This is a genomic window from Gallaecimonas aegicerasi (genome assembly GCF_045291545.1).
Taxonomy (GTDB): Bacteria; Pseudomonadota; Gammaproteobacteria; order Enterobacterales; family Gallaecimonadaceae; genus Gallaecimonas.
Genome location: NZ_CP149514.1, coordinates 2,452,282 through 2,469,243, shown reverse-complemented (window position 1 = coordinate 2,469,243; position 16,962 = coordinate 2,452,282). Strand labels below are relative to the sequence as shown.

The window sequence follows — 16,962 nt, the reverse complement described above, 5'->3', positions numbered from 1 at the left end:
CAACCCGCAGTGTAGCAGCCGTCGCTTTACTGATGTAGCAGTTGCAGTGCCAGTAGGGTCATCAATACGGCGGTGAACAGGTCAATCGCTTGCCAGATACGGGGGCGGGCCAGCGTCGGTGCCAGCCAGGCGGCGAGTGCCGAGAGGCCAAAAAACCACAGTGCCGAGGTGGTCATGGCGCCAGCGGCAAAGTACCAGCGTTGCGGCCCGTGCTGGTCAGCCAGGGTGCCGATAATAAAAGCGGTTTCCAACAGAACCTGCGGGTTGAGCACGGTGACTGCCAGGGCAGCTGTCAGTATCTGCCGGCGGCTGCTGGGGCCCTGGGTTATGGCTTGCAGACTTTGCCGGCGCTGTAAGCGCCTGGCTGCTTGCCAGGCTAGATACAACAGATAAGCGGCGCCCAACCAGCGCAAGGCAGTGACCAGCAGTGGCAGTGTATTGAGTACGGCGGCCAGCCCTAACACCCCGAGCGTAATAAACAGCAGATCGAAAAAGGTGCAGACGGCTGCCACCAGCCACTGGTGCTGACGCTGCAGTCCTTGGCTCAGCACCAGAACATTCTGGGCGCCAATGGCAATGATCAGGCCCATGGCCGTCAGCAGTCCCTGAGTGTAACTCAGCAGCATCGCGTGTCTCCAAAAGGGGGCTGTCAGCCTAGCGAGGATGCTTTATTATGAAAAGCAATGTTGGCCAATAACTATTAGAAAAAGTCATGCAGCTGGATCCCAAACACCTCTCTGCCTTAGCCGCCGTACTGGAACAGGGCTCATTCGAGCAAGCCGCCCGCTGGCTGAACCTGACGCAAGGCTCCATTTCCCTGCGTATTCGCGCCCTTGAAGAGCGCTTGGGCGGGCCGGTAGTGGTACGCAGCCAGCCTATCCGTGCCACGGAACTGGGCAAAGTACTGTATCGCCACTATCAGGAATTGCAGCTGTTGTCGGCGGACTTGGCCAACCGTTTACCGCAGCTGCGGGATGAGCGGCCGCGGATCCGTATCGCCCTCAATGCCGACAGCCTGGCAACCTGGTTCTTGGATGCGGTGGCCGAGGTGAAAGAACAGCTGCTGGTTGACTTGAAAGTGATGGATCAGGACATCACGCACGAGCGCCTGAAAGACGGTGATGTACTGGCGGCGGTCAGTGCCTTTGGTCAGCCGGTACAGGGCTGCTCTGCCAATTTTCTTGGCGCCATGTCCTACACCGCTATTGCCAGCCCCGACTATGCTCAGGCGCATTTCCCCGACGGCCCGACGGCCGAGGCCTTCAAAGATGCTACGGCCATGGTCTATGGCCATCATGACCACTTATTGCTGCAATTTCTCAACCCTTGGAAGCTCAAGGACGGGGAATTTCCGGTACATACCATGCCGGCAGCGCAGAGCTTTGTGGACGCAGCCATCAAGGGCCTGGCTTGGACCTTGGTGCCCTTGTGGCAGGCCCGTGATGCTCTGGACAGTGGCAAAGTGGTAGAGCTGACTCCGGCGCACCGCATTAAAATTCGCCTGTACTGGCATTACCGGCGTCTTGACGCCGGGCCGCTGACGGCGCTGACCGAAGCGGTAATGCATGCAACGGCGCCACTGCGGGATTAACGGTACTGCGCTAAAAAGGCCGGCAACCGCTGTTCCAGCCAATACTCCGGGCGCCACAGGCTGCCACTGACAAAGCCCACATGGCCGCCATGTTGGCTTAATTCCAGTTGCACGTGAGCTGACAGCTCCGCGGCGCTGGGAATAGCATCTTCCCCGATAAAGGGGTCATCCTTGGCGTGGATGATCAGTGTCGGCACGCTGATGGCTTGCAACAGCGGCCGGCTGGAGGCGCGCCGGTAGTAATCATGTACCCCGTCAAAACCATGCATAGGTGCCGTAAAAGCATCGTCAAAGCGCTGAAAATTCCTGAATAGGCGGTGGTTATCTAGTGCTGGCAGCTGGGCAGCCAGGGCCGGGTCGCTGGCTTTTTGCTGTAGGCTGCGTTTCAGGCTTTGCAGCAAGTGGCGCTGATAAAAGCGGGACAAACCGCGACGAATACGGCGGCTGCTGGCGGCCAGATCCATCGGTGCCGACACCGCTACGGCTGCTATCAGCGGGCTTTCTTGCGCGTCTTCCCCCAGCCACTTGAGCAGCACATTGCCTCCCAGTGAATAGCCCACTGCCATCAGCGGTGTACTCGGATAGCGTTGCTGCAGTTGCTCGGCCAGCCAGCGTGGGTCGTCGCTGTCGCCACTGTGATAAGCCCGGGGCAGTTTGTTGGGGGTGCCGCCGCAGCCGCGAAAATGCATCACGGCAACCTGAAAGTCGGCTGCGAGCAGGGCACTCATCAGGCCCTGTACATAAGGGGAATGGACCGAACCCTCCAGGCCGTGCAATACCAACACCAATGGCCGTGACGGGTCATCCTGTAGTGGCTGCGGTGTCAGCATGGCCAGTTGGTCACCATCCGGGGTTGCCCACCATTGCTGCTGGCAGGTCAGCCAGCTACGGCGTCGGTGTGCGGTAGGATACACGGTCTGGGCATGGCAGTTGCTCAGCCCCAGTGCCGGGCGGAATGTGCTTTCAATGATCATGGCTGTTACTGGCAGCGGTAACGTGCTGACACCATACTGAGCTTTCACCATGCTGCCAATGGGGGACGGATGAAAGGCTATCGGTTACTCAGTATTGTCTTGCTGTTATGGAGCCTGGCGGCTTCAGCGGCCGAACCGCGTTACCAGCTGACCACCCTGGCCGAAGGCCTGGAACACCCCTGGGGCATGGCGTTTTTACCGGATGGGCGGTTGCTTATCAGTGAACGGCCGGGCCGGCTGCTGCTATTTGGCGCCGACGGCATGCTGACTCCCATCACCGGGCTGCCGCAGATTGCTGCTGGTGGCCAGGGCGGGTTACTGGATGTCGCCTGGCATGATGGTTGGGTCTACTTCAGTTTTGTGGCGCCGGGGCCACAGGCCGGGCAGCGCGCTACGGCGGTAGCTCGGGCAAGACTAAAAGCGCATCAGCTCGATGATGTGCAGATCCTCTTTCGACAGGTGCCTTGGTATAGCAGCCAGGCCCACTTTGGTTCCCGCCTGGCCTTTGATAGCAAGGGATATTTGTATATCACCCTGGGGGATCGCTATCAGCTGCGCGAGCAGGCGCAAAAGCTGGATAATCATCTGGGCAAGGTCGTGCGCTTACACGCCGATGGCCGTATTCCTGAGGACAACCCCTTCGTGCATACCCCAGGGGCGCTACCGGCGATCTGGTCTTACGGCCACCGCAATGTGCAAGGCGCCGCAGTGGATCGGCAAACCGACCAACTGTGGACCCACGAGCACGGCCCCCAGGGCGGTGATGAGGTCAACATTGACCGGGCCGGTGGTAACTACGGCTGGCCAGTGGTGACCTTCGGCGAGGAATACGGTGGCGGGCGTATTGGTGAAGGCACCCAAAAAGCCGGCATGGTGGCGCCTTTACATGTGTGGGTGCCGTCCATTGCGCCATCGGGCATGCTGTTTTACCACGGTCAGCATTTCCCGAACTGGCAGGGCAATTTGCTGATCGGCTCACTGAAGTTCGGTTTTCTGGTGCGCCTGGAACGTCAGGGACAGCGCATCGTTGCCGAGCACCGGTTGCTGGCTGAGCAGCTGGGGCAACGGCTGCGGGATATTGAGCAAGGGCCAGACGGGCATCTGTACCTGATCACTGACGCGGCCAACGGCAGGCTACTGCGACTCGCTCCGGCTCCTAAAGACTGACTGGCCCTCCCTTGGCCAGTGCTGCTTGATAAGCAGGCAGCGCCTGGCAGCGGCGGATAAAACCCTGGATCTGCGGGTAAGCAACCATCTCCAGTCGCCCGGCGGCGGCTTCCAGAGGGTAGGCCATCTGCATATCGGCCGCTGAAAAGGCGCCGGCAAACCACGGCTGCTGGCTAAGGTGCTGCTCAATCATGGCGAGGTGGCTGTCCAGCTGGGGCTGCAGGTATTGTGCTTTTACCGTGTTCCCGATCATCCGTGCCAGTGGCCGCAGTAACCAAGGTGTTGGGCTTTCGCCGATACGGCTCATCACCAGAGACATCACCAGCAGCGGCATCAAGGACCCTTCTGCGTAATGCAACCAGTAACGGTATTGCGTCAGGGCCGGCTCTGTTGAGGGCCGCAGCTCGGCATCCTGGCCATAACTATCCAGTAGGTATTCGATGATGGCGCCGGACTCGGTCAGCGTCAGTTCGTTATCCGTCAGCACCGGCGCCTTGCCTAATGCGTGTACCTTTTTCAATGCACTGGGTGCCAGCAGGGTCCGGCTATCCCGTTGGTAGGTCCTTAGCTGATAAGGCACGGCCAAGGCTTCGAGTAGCCAGATGATGCGATGGGAACGGGATTTTTCCAGATGATGGACAGTGATCATGGCGGCTCCTTAACGGTTCCGGTCTGATACGTGGTTGTAGCGGCGTTAGATCACGAAATGACATCTGCATTCGTATTCATTGGGTGTGACGTCTGTAATGTTTTTGCCTTTCCGTTAACGTCAGGGTAACCACCATCGGTGGTTATGCAGCGAACAATAAAAAAGGTGAAGAACATGAATCACATAAAAAAACTGATGGTGATCGCCAGCTTCCTGCTGGTCAGTAGCCAGGCACAAGCCGGCGTGTTTGTGCACCTGTTTGAATGGAAGTGGACAGATGTCGCCCAGGAATGCGAACAGTTTCTCGGCCCCAAAGGGTATGCGGCGGTGCAGGTTTCCCCCCCGAACGAACATATTCAGGGCAACCAGTGGTGGACCCGCTACCAGCCGGTGTCTTACCAGCTCGAAAGCCGGGGTGGCACCAAGGCGGAATTTCAGGACATGGTAAACCGCTGTAAAGCGGCCGGTGTCGATGTGTATGTTGATGCGGTCATTAACCACACTGCCGCTGGCAGTGGCACGGGTTGGGCAGGTTCGAGCTATGACAGCAGCACCCTGAGTTACCCGACCTACAGCAGTAATGACTTTCATGCCGCCTGTGATATTCAGAGCAGTGATTACACCAATGACGCTTGGCGGGTACAAAACTGCCGGTTAGTGGGCCTGCCTGATCTCAACACCGGCTCCAGCTATGTGCAGCAAACCCTGGCCAATTACCTCAATACCTTGACCAGCATGGGAGTTGCGGGGTTCCGGATTGATGCCGCCAAGCACATCAATCCGGCTGACTTGGCGGGAATATACAGTCGCCTTAACGGCAGCCCCTTCATCTTCCAGGAAGTGATTGATATGGGTGGTGAAGCGGTCAGCGCCAATGACTACACCAGCATGGCGAAAGTCACCGAGTTCCGTTATTCGGCCAATATCGGCAGTGTTTTTCGTAATCAAAAGCTCAGCTACCTGAGCAACTTTGGTAGTGCCTGGGGCTTTGTGGGTGACCAGTCTGCGGTGGTCTTTACCGACAACCACGACAACCAGCGTGGCAACGGTGCCGGTGGCAGCGATGTGCTGAACTACAAAGACGGCGCTCTGTATACCCTGGCCAATGTGTTTATGCTGGCTTATCCCTATGGCTACCCGAAAGTGATGTCCAGCTTTTACTTCACCGACACAGATGCCGGCCCCAATGGTGCCAACGTCTGGAGTAATGGCAGTGCCAGTGGTTGCTACAGTGTCTTTGCCTGTGAACATCGCTGGCGCCCCATTGCCAACATGGTGGCGTTTCGTAATGTCAGCGACGGCAGCGTCATGAGCAACTGGTGGGATGACGGCAATAACCAGATTGCGTTTGGTCGCAGTGGTAAGGGTTTTGTCATCATTAACCGCGAAGCCAATGATCTGACGCGCACCTTTACCACCGGCATGGCCGATGGCAATTACTGCAACATTATCGATGGCGACCCGGAAAACGGCTGTAAAGACGATGCCGGTAACAGCCACTACGTGACGGTCACCGGGGGCCAGCTGAGTATTACGGTACCGCCGATGAGTGCGGCCGCCATCCGGGTGGGGGCCACCTGTACCAGCAATTGCAGCGCCAGCGGCGCCAGCACCGTACCGGTACACTTTAGTTGTGATAACGGCAGTACCACCCAAGGCCAGAGTGTTTATGTGGTTGGCAATATTGCCGCCCTGGGCAACTGGGATGCTGCCAGTGCCGTGAAGCTGTCGCCGACCAGCTATCCCACCTGGACCGGTACCATCAGCCTGCCGGTCAACACTGACGTACAGTGGAAATGCCTGAAACGGGATGAACAGGACCCCACTGCCAGTGTCGTCTGGCAAAGTGGTAGCAACAACAGTTTCAATACCACCACCAATGATGTCGAAGGCTCGACCTTCTAAATCTAAAAAGGCGGCTGCGGCCGCCTTTTTAGTTAAGTCTTGCCAGTAACAGCTCCCGTTCGGCTTTGTTCAAGCCGCCCACCACCAAGCGATAGGACGCCAGCATCATCCGCTGCAACTCTGCGCCAGGCACACTGCTATCGATAAAAACGGTATTCCAGTGCCGTTTATTCATGTGATAGCCGGGAATAATGCCCGGGTAGAGATCGCGTAAGGCTTCGGCTTCATACGGGTCAGCCTTGAGATTCATGGCCATTTGCCCTTGGTGGCGGCCAAGGGTCGCGAACATTTTACCCCGCACCTTGAACACCAGCACCTGCGGCCCGAAGGGAGTGTCGATGATGGCGTCGGGCAAGGCCAGTAGATACTGATGACATTGCTCGGCAGTCATGCATTTTCCCGGGCGAAGTTCAGTTCGATGGTAAGGCCTGTCGGATCGCGCAAAAACAACTGCACCTGGCCGGTACTGACATCCTCAGTGTAATGCTGGCCAAGGGCAGCCAGCCGTTGGCGTGTGGCGGCTAAATCGACGCAGGCAAAAGCCACATGATCAAGGTGGCCGCTGGCGCTACCCTGGCGAGCATCTTCGGTGAGGTGCAACAAGGCCTGGCCATTAGCGTATAACCAATAGCCGGGGCGGCGAAAAGCCGGCCGCGGGCCAGGAGTCAGGGCCAGTAGCTGGCAGTAAAAGTCCCGTACCTGCGCCAGTAGCGCGGCCGGGGCAACAATATTGATGTGATCCAGAGCGATAGCGGTCATGGCGCCTCCTGCCAGACACTGTCCCTAAACAAACAAGCCGCCTCAACAGGCGGCTTGTAACAGAGCGTGTCCGGGTCAGGCTAGTTGCCCGAAGTAACTGCCATAGCCTGGCAATTGCAGTTGCCCGTCCGTGAGCTCACCGCTAACCAGCTGATGGCCAGTCAGCGCAGTGGCATTGTGCTCCAGCGCGATACTGACCGGCTGGTCACTAAGGTTGAAGGCTACCAGGATTTGCTGGCCATCAAGCGCACGGGTAAAGGCTAATACCGGCTCCGGCGTATTCAGGAAGTGAATGTCACCGGTCAGCAGCGCTGGCTGGTTTTTCCGCCAGGCCATGAAGCGGCGAAAACCATTGAGCACGGAATTGTCACTGTTTTCCTGTTCCGCCACGGCTTTGGGCAGGTGTGCTGCCGGTACTGGCAGCCAAGGGCGGGTGTCAGAAAAACCACCGTGCTCGCTGTTTTGCCATGGCATCGGGGTGCGGCAGCCATCACGGCCTTTGTATTCCGGCCAGAAAGTGATGCCGTAGGGGTCTTGCAGATCTTCAAAGGCTACTTCAGCCTCTGCCAGGCCCAGCTCTTCACCCTGATAAACACAGACCGAGCCGCGCAAGGAGCAGACCATGGCCGACAGCATATTGGCCATGTGTGCCGGCGCCTGTTCGCCACCCCAGCGGGATACCGCGCGTTTGACATCATGGTTGGAGATGGCCCAGCAAGGCCAGCCATGGGTCATTTTGTCTTCCAGGCCCTGCACGGTATTGCGGATATATTCAGCGCTGAAGTCATCCACCAGCAGTTCGAAGCTGTAGCCCATGTGCAGGCGGCCGGCTTCGGTGTACTCGGCGGTGGTGGCCAAAGAGTCTTCGGCGGAGATCTCGCCAAGGGTGGTGGCGCCAGGGTACTGATCGGTCAGTGCCCGCAAGCGCTCCAGAAACGGCAAATTTTCCGGCTGAGTATTGTTGTACCAGTGGTACTGGAAGGCGTAAGGGTTGTCCGGGCTAAAGCCGCGGCCTACACGTTTTTCTTTCGGTTTGGCCGGGTTGTCACGCAGCTGCTGGTCATGAAAACAGAAGTTGATGGCATCCAGGCGGAAGCCGTCCACACCCCGGTCAAGCCAGAACTGCACGTTATCCAGTGCGGCTTGTTGCACTTCTGGATTATGGAAATTGAGATCCGGCTGCGAGGTCAGAAAGTTATGCAGGTAATACTGGCCACGGCGAGGCTCCCACTGCCAGGCTACGCCACCGAACAGGCTCATCCAGTTATTGGGCGGGCTGCCATCGTCTTTGGCATCGGCCCAGACATACCAGTCCGCTTTCGGGTTATCGCGGCTTTCGCGGCTTTCTTTGAACCAGTCATGGTCAACCGAGGTGTGTGATAACACCTGATCAATCATCACTTTTATGCCGCGGGCATGGGCACCGGCGAGCAACTTGTCGAAGTCGTCGAGGGTGCCAAAAAGTGGGTCTACATCACGATAATCGGCAATGTCATAGCCGAAATCCGCCATCGGGGATTTGAAAAAAGGTGAGATCCAGATAGCGTCGACACCCAAAGAGGCGATGTAGTCGAGCTTATTGATAATACCGGGCAGGTCGCCGACGCCGTCACCGTTAGTATCCTGGAAACTGCGCGGGTAAATCTGGTAAATAACGGCGCCACGCCACCAAGGTACGTCACTCATAAGGAACCCCGAATTGCGGTCGTTGAGTCCGTATACGGACTTTCGATTAATGAGACGGAGCTTACGTTAGGGGCTTTGTGGGGGCCAACACCCTGCATACGTATGCAGGTCAAAAAGTTTACGGAAAGGTAAAGTTGGTAGCGTATTTTGTAGCGGTACCGCGTCTTCATCTCACCATAAAAACGAGCGATACATGTCAGCAGATATCTTACAACTGGTTATTTTTCTTGGCCTTACTGGCTTGGTAGCGGTGCTTACCTATATCAAATGCCGGGGCGCTGAGCACAGTGCCAGCGAATCGCGGGATTACTTTCTGGCCGGTGGCAAGTTGTCCTGGCCTTATGTGGCCGGCTCGATCTTGCTGACCAATATCAGCGCCGAACAGATTGTCGGCATGAATGGCGCGCAGTCTTTGCTGGCTGCCTGGTGGGAGCTGGGAGCCATGGTGGGCTTGCTGGTACTGGCGCGGTTTCTGATCCCGCTTTATTACCGCTATCAATGCACCACCACCACCGAGCTGCTGGAACACCGTTTTGGTGATAGCGGCATCCGCGCGGTGGTGTCAGGGCTGTTTCTGCTGGGCTATATGTTCATTTTGCTGCCGGTGGTGCTCTACACCGGCTCGGTGTTTATGAAATCCATGTTTGGCCTGCACTTGCCGCTGCTGCTTATCGCCGGCTTGTTTGCTTTGGCCGGGCTGATTTATGCGGCCTTTGGCGGCCTGCGGGCCATTGCCATTTCCGATACCTTCAATGGGATTGGCTTGTTACTAATGGGAACCGCGGTAACCTTGTTTGCGCTGGCGGCGGTGCACTGGGATCTTAGTGGTATTCCGGCTGAGCGGCTGACGCTCTGGGGCGGGCCAGACAGCGCCATTCCCTGGCCGACGCTGTTTACCGGCATGATGTTTATTCACATCTTCTACTGGGGCACCAACATGGTGATTGCCCAGCGGGCACTGGCGGCGGAGTCAGTGAAAGAAGCACAAAAAGGCGTTTATGTTGCTATCGGCTTTAAACTGCTGACCCCGATGATTGTGGTGCTACCGGGGATAATCGCCTTCAAACTCTATGGCCCGGTGGGTGATGTGGCTTACGGGATGTTGGTGGGCCATGTGCTGCCGCCGTGGCTGTCGGGCGCTTTTGCCGCGGTTATTGCCGGAGCGGTGCTGTCCAGCTTCAACTCTTGCCTGAACTCGGCGTCAGCCCTTTATACCTGTGACTTTCACACCCGTTACTTTAATCAGGGTGCTGATGTGAAACGCATAGGTCAGCGTGTGGCGTTACTGTTTACGCTGGTGTCGGTGGCAATGGTGCCACTGTTTGAGCATGCCAAATCCATTGTCGCAGTAATGCAGCAACTCAATGGCCTGTATTCGATGCCGGTGCTGGCGGCCTTTTTGGTGGCGGTGTTTTTTCGCAATATTCATGGCCGTGCCATTATGGTCAGCATGATGTTCGGGGTGCTGCTTTATGCCATTTTCACCTTTGTCTGGACACCGCTGCACTACATCCATCTGATGTTTATTACCTTGCTCAGCACCATTGGCCTGACCCTGCTGTTGAGCAAACTGTGGGGTGAGCAGCCGGCATTGGCACTGTCGCAGCAGCCCTGAACGTGGCCCAGGTCACCTTTACGTAAGCGCAAAGGCGTGAATACGTATGCAGCGAATTGTGATGGCCGATTGAGCCGGCCTACCATGGCGCCAAGGCCGGGTTTTCCCGGCTTTTGCGCAGTAAATAACAAGAATATCGGGCGCCAGGGCGCCCAAAGAGGACAGCACCATGATGAATAAACCGCGGCTGGGTTTTTGGCAGATCTGGAATATGTGTTTCGGTTTTCTGGGGATCCAGTTTGGTTTTGCCCTGCAAAATGCCAACGTCAGCCGTATCTTCCAGACACTGGGCGCCAGTATGGATGATATTCCGGTGCTGTGGATTGCTGCGCCACTGACCGGCCTGCTGGTACAACCGGTGGTGGGTTACTTGAGTGACCGTACCTGGACCCGGCTGGGCCGGCGACGCCCTTATTTTCTCATTGGCGCCATCCTTACCACCGCTGCTTTGTTGTTTATGCCCAACTCGCCGACCCTGTGGGTAGCGGCCGGTATGCTGTGGATCATGGACGCCTCTATCAATATTTCCATGGAACCGTTCCGGGCGTTTGTCGGTGACCAACTGCCAACCGAACAACGGCCGCTGGGCTATACCCTGCAAAGTTTCTTTATCGGTATCGGTGCCGTTGTGGCGTCGATGCTGCCGTGGATCCTGGCGCATTTGGGCGTCAGCAATACTGCCGCCCATGGTGAAATCCCGGATACAGTGAAGTACGCCTTTTATCTGGGGGGCGCCATCTTGTTTCTGGCCGTGGGTTGGACGGTTATCAGCACCCGTGAATACAGCCCCGAAGATATGGCTAAATTTGCCGCGCCCGCTTCTGAGCAACAGCAACCGGCGCTCAACAGCCAGCACGCTCAGCGTAGTGGCAGCCTGTGGTTGCTGGCAGGTGTACTGGGCGCTGCCGCTGTCTGGCACTGGCAGCTGGAAAAAGAGCTGTATTTGCTGGCGGCCGGGCTGATGTTTTATGGCCTGGCACTGCTGTTGCTGGCGCTGCGTCGGCCGGCCAACATGTTCGGCACCATCATGACGGATCTGTACACCATGCCACCGGCCATGCGCCGCCTGGCTGTAGTGCAGTTTTTCTCCTGGTTTGCACTTTTTGCCATGTGGATTTACACCACGCCGACGGTCACCGAGCTGCATTTTGGCAGCAGTGATACCAGTTCAGCGGCCTATAACAACGGCGCCAACTGGGTGGGAGTGCTTTTTGCTGCCTACAATGGCTTTGCAGCACTGGCGGCGATCATTATTCCGCTGATGGTTAAACGCTGGGGGCTACGGGTAAGTCACCTCATTAATGTCTTCTTGGGTGGTGCTGGCCTGTTGTCCATTGGCCTTATTCATGACCCGGACTGGCTGCTGCTGTCCATGGTGGGAATTGGTTTTGCCTGGGCGTCGATTTTGTCACTGCCGTACGCGCTATTGTCTGATGCCGTACCGCAGGAAAAGATGGGCATCTATATGGGCATCTTCAACTTCTTTATTGTGATCCCGCAGTTGCTGGCGGCCAGTGTTCTGGGCTTTTTGCTGAAAACCTTCTTTGCCAATCAGCCGGTTTGGGCACTGGTGATCGGTGGCATCAGCCTGGTGATTGCCGGCCTGAGTGTACTGCGCGTCAAGGAGCCGGTAGCCTGATGAAAACGCTGCTGAGCCTTACTGCCCTGGCCATGACTGCCAGCCCGGTGCTGGCGGCCGATTATTATGGCACCACCGAGCCTTTTGCCAAGAATGCCATTTATTTTGTGCTGACCGACCGTTTCGTCAACGGCGATACCCGTAATGACCACCGGCATCAGGGCGGGGCGCACCCCACCTTCAATATTCCAATCAAGGGGCCACATGGCCAGGAAGCCAACATTGGCTACCTGGGCGGTGACTTCAAAGGCCTGTTGGACAATGCCGATTACATTCGCAACATGGGCTTCGGCGCGGTCTGGATTACCCCCATTGTTGATAACCCCGATCAGGCGTTTACCGGCGGTTCACCGGTACATTGGGGCAGCGCTTTTACTGATAAAGGGAAAACCGGTTACCACGGCTACTGGGGTGATAACTTTTATCAGCTGGACGAACACCTGCCGAGTAAAAACCTGGATTTTCGCGGCCTGACCAAAGGCTTGAAGGCACACGGCCTCAAAACCGTGCTGGATATCGTCGTCAATCACGGGTCGCCGGCTTACACCATGCCGGTCAAACAACCCAAGTACGGGCAGATCTTTGATGCCAACTGGCATCTGGTTGCAGACCACGAAAACGTGCCACCGAAGGATTTGAATCCCAAGGATCCGTTGACGGCCTTTTTTCACCGCACCCATGAAATGGTGCAGCTGCCGAACATCAATGAAGATAACCCGGCGGTGATCAAATACTTTATCGGCGCCTATGAAAAATGGGCTGACCAGGGCGCTGACGCCTTCCGTATTGATACCATTAAGTGGGTCGACACCCGCTTCTGGAAAACCTTCACCGACGCCATTCGGGCCAAACACCCGGGCTTTTTCATGTTCGGTGAGGCCTATGACTATGATGCCGATGCCATTGCCAAATATACCTGGCCGAAAAATGGTGGCGTCAGCGTTTTAGACTTTCCGTTAAAAGCGGCAATGAACAAGGTGTTCGCCCAGGGCGCCGGTTTTGAAACATTGGCCCCAGCGCTGTATCTCAAGCGCGGGCCTTATCAGAACCCCTATGATTTGACCACGTTCTACGACAATCACGACATGGCGCGGATGAATGCCAGTGACAATGGCTTTATTGATGCCAATAACTGGTTGTTTACTGCCCGTGGCATTCCGGTCATTTATTACGGCTCTGAAGTGGGTTTTGAACGGGGTAAGGCCGAGCACGAAGGCAACCGTAACTACTTTGGCCAGGCGCGTATTGATGCAGCGCCCCAGAGCCCTATCTACCAGCACCTGAAAACCATAGCACTGGTGCGCAAAGCCAATGTGGCGTTGCAGCAGGGCTTGCAGGTGAACATCAAACTCAAGGGCGACCAGGCCCAGTTCTTGCGGGTTTACCAAAGAGACGCCGTTGCCCAGCAGGCGTTGGTATTACTGAATAAAGCCGATAAAGCGGCACAGATGCAGGTACCCGCTGGCTGGCTCCAGCAGGGGAACTGGCATGAAGCGATCAGCGGCCAGACGGTGAAAGTTCAGGGCAACTTGCATATGACCGTGCCGGCACATGGGGTGCGGGTATTGCTGCTGGATCAAGCGGTAACAGTGCCGGCGCTGCAAAAACAACTGGCAGCGCTTATGCGCCGCCCGGTGCTCCACAAGAGCGGCGAATAACCAGCTCCGGTGCTATGGTCGCGCTGCTGGCGGGCTCGTCATGAATGCGGTGGATCAGCGTATCCACCAGCATTTCCCCGGCCCGTTTGGTGTTTTGGCGCACGGTGGTCAGTGGCGGGTTCGCAAAGCAGGCCATCTGGATGTCATCAAAGCCGACCACGGCGATGTCGTCCGGTACGCGCAGGCCATGGTCATTAAGGGCGCGAATGGCGCCCAAAGCAATCAGGTCGCTGGCGCAAAATAGCGCATCAAAATGGCTGTTACGGGCCATGAGTTCGCCAACAGCGTCATAGCCGGCCTGTTCGGTGGAAATGGCATCCACCTGCAGGGTGGCGTCAGCAGGCAGGCCAACATTTTGCAGGGCCTGAATATGGCCGCGGTAGCGGTCAAAAAATTCCGGTGAATGGTTGGAGGCATTGCCTATAAAGGCAATGCGTTGGCGGCCCAGGCTGAGCAGGTGGCGGGTTACGTCTTCGCCACCGAGCACATTGTCACAGCCAATGGACACACCGGGCTGGTCGGCCAGCACGGCTCCCCAGCGCACAAAATGGGTGCCCTGGGCTTCGAGTTTCTCCAGCTTGGCGCGGTAGTCGACATAGTCGCCGTAGCCGAGCAGGATGATGCCGTCCGCTTTTTTGCTGTCTTCGTAGTCGGCATGCCAGTCATTACTGAGTTGCTGGAAGGAAATCAGCAAATCAAAGCCCTTCTGGGCACAAGTGCGGGTAATGGACCCCAGCATGGACAGAAAAAACGGGTTGATCAGCGAGTCATCCGGGGTGGGATCTTCGAACAGCAGCAGCGCTACCGTACCGGAATGCTGGCTGCGCAGGTTGGAGGCGTTTTTGTCCACCTTGTAGTTGAGCTCGCGGGCGATAGCCTGAATACGGTCACGGGTTTCCTGGTTGACCAACGGGCTGCCGCGCAGCGCACGGGAGACGGTAGACTGGGATACTCCCGCCAGGTGAGCAATGTCGAATGAGGTTGCTTTGCCTTTGGAGCGCATGGTGCCTGCGGTGCCTGACTTCATAAACAAATGATAAAGTAACACGATTTTGCGACAGGAATAGACTCAAACGCCATGGTTAAGCAGATAGCGCCTTTCGTCGTAGCCGATATCGGTGGCACCAACGCCCGCTTTGGGCTGGTCACTGGTTGGGCTGATGGCCACTTTCATATCACTCGCCAGCAGCGTGTGCCCAGTAGCGATTTTGCCAGTATGCAGGAACTGGTTGCCTATTATCTTGCGCAAGTTTCAGACGCTCAGCCGCGCCGGGCCTGCCTGGCGGTGGCCGGGCCGGTTGGTGGTGATCAGGTGCATATGACCAACCTTGGCTGGTATTTTTCGGTGGCCGAGCTGACAACGCAGCTGGACCTGGATGAGTTGGCCGTTATTAATGACTTTGTTGCCTATGCCAACTCGATCCCGCTGCTGCCGCCAGAAGCGGTGGTGAAAGTCAGCGAGGGGCAGGCTATCAGCTCCGCGCCCATTGCCGTGGTTGGCCCCGGTACCGGCCTGGGCGTGGCCTGTTTGGTGCCGCAAGGCAAGGGCTGGCAGGCCATTGGTTGCGAAGGCGGCCACATGGCCTTGGCACCTGCCACCGCACGCCAGCGAGAGGTGCTGGATGTGCTGGCTGGGCAGATGGATTTTGTTTCTGCGGAGCGGGTGTTGTCTGGTACGGGGTTACCGAATCTGTACCGAGCGGTGGCTACCTGCCACGGGGAAACGCCGCAGCCGCTGAGCTCGGCAGCGATCAGTGAAATGGCACTGGACGGCGATCCGGTTTGTCACGAAACCCTGAGCCTGTTCTGCGAATGGCTGGGGGGGGTTGCTTCCGACATCGCTCTGGCTCAGGGAGCTCGCGGTGGCCTCTATCTTGGCGGCGGCATTTTGCCGCGCTTTTTGGAGTTTTTCCTGCGCAGTCGTTTTCGCCAGGGGTTCAGTGAAAAAGGCATCATGACTGGCTATCTTTCGGCCATTCCTATCTACCTGGCCATTGAAACCCACTCTGCACTGACCGGTGCTGCCGCCTGGCTGCACGGCCACCCCGGCGACTGAGGCTTTTCTCCAGCCACGCCCGCCTTTATGATCGTCCCGGCCTGATATAAGGAGCCGGTATGATTGAGGCGGGCAGTCAAGCCTTCTGGCGAGCGACCCTGGCACTGGGCCTGGGTTCTTTTCTGATTTTCTCCAATCTGTATTTAACCCAGCCACTGCTGCCGGCACTGGCTCAGCAGTTTGCTATCTCACCGCTGACGGCGTCTTACAGTTTTACGCTGACTACCTTGTTTTTAGGATTGTCGCTGTTGTTGTACGGCCCCCTTTCGGATGCCTTGGGGCGCCGGCCCATCATGTTGTTGACCATGGCCGGTGCGGTGCTGTGCACCCTGGCGTTGTCACAGGTGCAGAGTTTGGCGGCGTTACTGATCTTGCGAGCCTTGCAGGGCTTTTTTCTCGGTGGCTTACCGGCTATTGCTATCGCTTATATGGGCGATGAAATGACCAAGCCGGCACTGGTGACGGCGGTGGGGTTTTATATCAGCGCCAATAGCATTGGCGGCATTGGCGGACGCTTGCTGGGAGGCTTTTTAGGTGACAGCTTAGGCTGGCAGGATGCCTTTGGGGTGATGGCGCTGGGGTCTTTATTGGTACTGTTGCTGTTTGCCTGGCTGTTACCACCGTCAACAGGTTTTGTACGAAAAAAGCTGCACCCCAAGCGCATGGTGGGGGATTTGTGGCAACATTTGGGCAACCCGGTGCTGCTGGTGAGTTTTCTTATCGGTGGCCTGAACTTCTTTATTTTCGTTAACCAGTACAGCTACCTGACATTTCGACTCAGCGCTGCCCCTTATCAGCTGCCAACGCGGTTTCTGGGTATGCTGTTTCTGACCTACCTGTCAGGCACCTATGCATCAACGTTATCTGGCCGGCTGGCACAAAAGCAGCCACAACCACGGGTGATGATGGCCGGGATAGGGCTGATGATGCTCGGGAGCCTTATCAGCCTGGCATCACCACTGTATTTGATCATGAGCGGTTTTTTGGTGAGCGCCTTTGGTTTTTTCCTCTGTCATGCCAATGCCTCGAGCTGGGTTAACCAACAGGCGGTGACGGCTAAAGCCAGTGCCTCGTCCTTGTATCTGGTCTTTTATTATCTTGGCGCCAGTCTCGGTGGTGTCTACCTTTCGCCGTTCTGGCACTGGCTGGCCTGGCCGGGCGTGATTATTGGTTCCATGTTGATATTGAGCATCACCATGGTTCTGGCACGGTGGCTTTTGAAACGAGCGTCAATGAATAAATAAAACTAATCTGATTTAACTA

15 protein-coding genes are annotated in these 16,962 nt (G+C 56.9%); 8 read left to right on the top strand and 7 right to left on the bottom strand.

The window, feature by feature from the left end:
- Positions 1 to 26: 26 nt before the first annotated feature.
- Positions 27 to 626, bottom strand: coding sequence for a LysE/ArgO family amino acid transporter (locus WDB70_RS12165; RefSeq protein WP_406664704.1), 600 nt, complete (start codon positions 624 to 626; stop codon positions 27 to 29).
- 86 nt (positions 627 to 712) lie between these two features.
- Here WDB70_RS12165 and WDB70_RS12160 point away from each other — a divergent pair, with 86 nt between their 5' ends.
- Entirely contained in the window at positions 713 to 1,591 is an 879-nt protein-coding gene (locus WDB70_RS12160) for a LysR family transcriptional regulator ArgP (protein WP_406664702.1), read from the top strand.
- Here the strand turns inward: WDB70_RS12160 and WDB70_RS12155 are convergent.
- A complete protein-coding gene (locus WDB70_RS12155) occupies positions 1,588 to 2,565 on the bottom strand; it encodes a hydrolase (RefSeq protein ID WP_406664700.1) in 978 nt (325 codons plus the stop codon). The two genes, WDB70_RS12160 and WDB70_RS12155, sit on opposite strands and share 4 nt — an antisense overlap.
- Positions 2,566 to 2,634: 69 nt before the next feature.
- Here WDB70_RS12155 and WDB70_RS12150 point away from each other — a divergent pair, with 69 nt between their 5' ends.
- Positions 2,635 to 3,732, top strand: a complete 1,098-nt coding sequence (locus WDB70_RS12150) for a PQQ-dependent sugar dehydrogenase (RefSeq protein WP_406664698.1) — start codon at positions 2,635 to 2,637, stop codon at positions 3,730 to 3,732.
- On the opposite strand, the gene WDB70_RS12145 is transcribed toward WDB70_RS12150, so the two are convergent.
- Positions 3,722 to 4,381 carry a glutathione S-transferase gene (locus tag WDB70_RS12145; protein WP_406664696.1) on the bottom strand — a complete coding sequence of 220 codons (660 nt, stop codon included), beginning with the start codon at positions 4,379 to 4,381 and terminating at the stop codon, positions 3,722 to 3,724. The two genes, WDB70_RS12150 and WDB70_RS12145, sit on opposite strands and share 11 nt — an antisense overlap.
- Before the next feature lie 174 nt (positions 4,382 to 4,555).
- On the opposite strand from WDB70_RS12145, the gene WDB70_RS12140 reads away from it, so the two are divergent.
- The gene (locus WDB70_RS12140) at positions 4,556 to 6,286 is read left to right on the top strand and encodes a carbohydrate-binding module family 20 domain-containing protein (protein WP_406664694.1); all 1,731 of its coding nucleotides are present in this window, start codon (positions 4,556 to 4,558) and stop codon (positions 6,284 to 6,286) included.
- A gap of 28 nt (positions 6,287 to 6,314) precedes the next feature.
- Here the strand turns inward: WDB70_RS12140 and WDB70_RS12135 are convergent, their stop codons facing one another.
- From WDB70_RS12135 to WDB70_RS12125, 3 genes are all read right to left on the bottom strand, one after another.
- Positions 6,315 to 6,677 carry an MmcQ/YjbR family DNA-binding protein gene (locus WDB70_RS12135; RefSeq protein ID WP_406664692.1) on the bottom strand — a complete coding sequence of 121 codons (363 nt, stop codon included), beginning with the start codon at positions 6,675 to 6,677 and terminating at the stop codon, positions 6,315 to 6,317.
- Positions 6,674 to 7,045 (bottom strand): VOC family protein, encoded by a 372-nt coding sequence (locus WDB70_RS12130; protein WP_406664690.1) that lies wholly within the window; start codon positions 7,043 to 7,045, stop codon positions 6,674 to 6,676. Before WDB70_RS12130 ends, WDB70_RS12135 begins: the two co-directional genes overlap by 4 nt.
- A gap of 75 nt (positions 7,046 to 7,120) precedes the next feature.
- Positions 7,121 to 8,731 (bottom strand): alpha-glucosidase family protein, encoded by a 1,611-nt coding sequence (locus tag WDB70_RS12125; RefSeq protein ID WP_406664688.1) that lies wholly within the window; start codon positions 8,729 to 8,731, stop codon positions 7,121 to 7,123.
- Between the two features lie 193 nt (positions 8,732 to 8,924).
- Between WDB70_RS12125 and WDB70_RS12120 the strand changes: the two genes are divergently transcribed.
- The 3 genes from WDB70_RS12120 to WDB70_RS12110 all read left to right on the top strand — a co-directional run bounded on the left by WDB70_RS12120 (position 8,925) and on the right by WDB70_RS12110 (position 13,643).
- Positions 8,925 to 10,346: a solute:sodium symporter family transporter gene (locus tag WDB70_RS12120; RefSeq protein WP_406664686.1), complete on the top strand. Its 1,422-nt coding sequence runs from the start codon at positions 8,925 to 8,927 to the stop codon at positions 10,344 to 10,346.
- A 169-nt stretch (positions 10,347 to 10,515) separates the two neighbouring features.
- The gene (locus WDB70_RS12115; protein WP_406664684.1) at positions 10,516 to 11,985 is read left to right on the top strand and encodes an MFS transporter; all 1,470 of its coding nucleotides are present in this window, start codon (positions 10,516 to 10,518) and stop codon (positions 11,983 to 11,985) included.
- The gene (locus tag WDB70_RS12110; protein ID WP_406664682.1) at positions 11,985 to 13,643 is read left to right on the top strand and encodes an alpha-amylase family glycosyl hydrolase; all 1,659 of its coding nucleotides are present in this window, start codon (positions 11,985 to 11,987) and stop codon (positions 13,641 to 13,643) included. The genes WDB70_RS12115 and WDB70_RS12110 overlap by 1 nt, the downstream gene beginning before the upstream one ends.
- On the opposite strand, the gene WDB70_RS12105 is transcribed toward WDB70_RS12110, so the two are convergent.
- A complete protein-coding gene (locus WDB70_RS12105; protein WP_406664680.1) occupies positions 13,606 to 14,670 on the bottom strand; it encodes a LacI family DNA-binding transcriptional regulator in 1,065 nt (354 codons plus the stop codon). The genes WDB70_RS12110 and WDB70_RS12105 overlap by 38 nt on opposite strands.
- A 51-nt stretch (positions 14,671 to 14,721) precedes the next feature.
- On the opposite strand from WDB70_RS12105, the gene glk reads away from it, so the two are divergent.
- Together glk and WDB70_RS12095 are read left to right on the top strand one after the other, a co-directional pair.
- Positions 14,722 to 15,699 (top strand): glucokinase, encoded by a 978-nt coding sequence (glk, locus tag WDB70_RS12100; RefSeq protein ID WP_406664678.1) that lies wholly within the window; start codon positions 14,722 to 14,724, stop codon positions 15,697 to 15,699.
- Between the two features lie 59 nt (positions 15,700 to 15,758).
- A complete protein-coding gene (locus WDB70_RS12095; protein ID WP_406664676.1) occupies positions 15,759 to 16,943 on the top strand; it encodes an MFS transporter in 1,185 nt (394 codons plus the stop codon).
- Positions 16,944 to 16,962 lie beyond the last annotated feature (19 nt).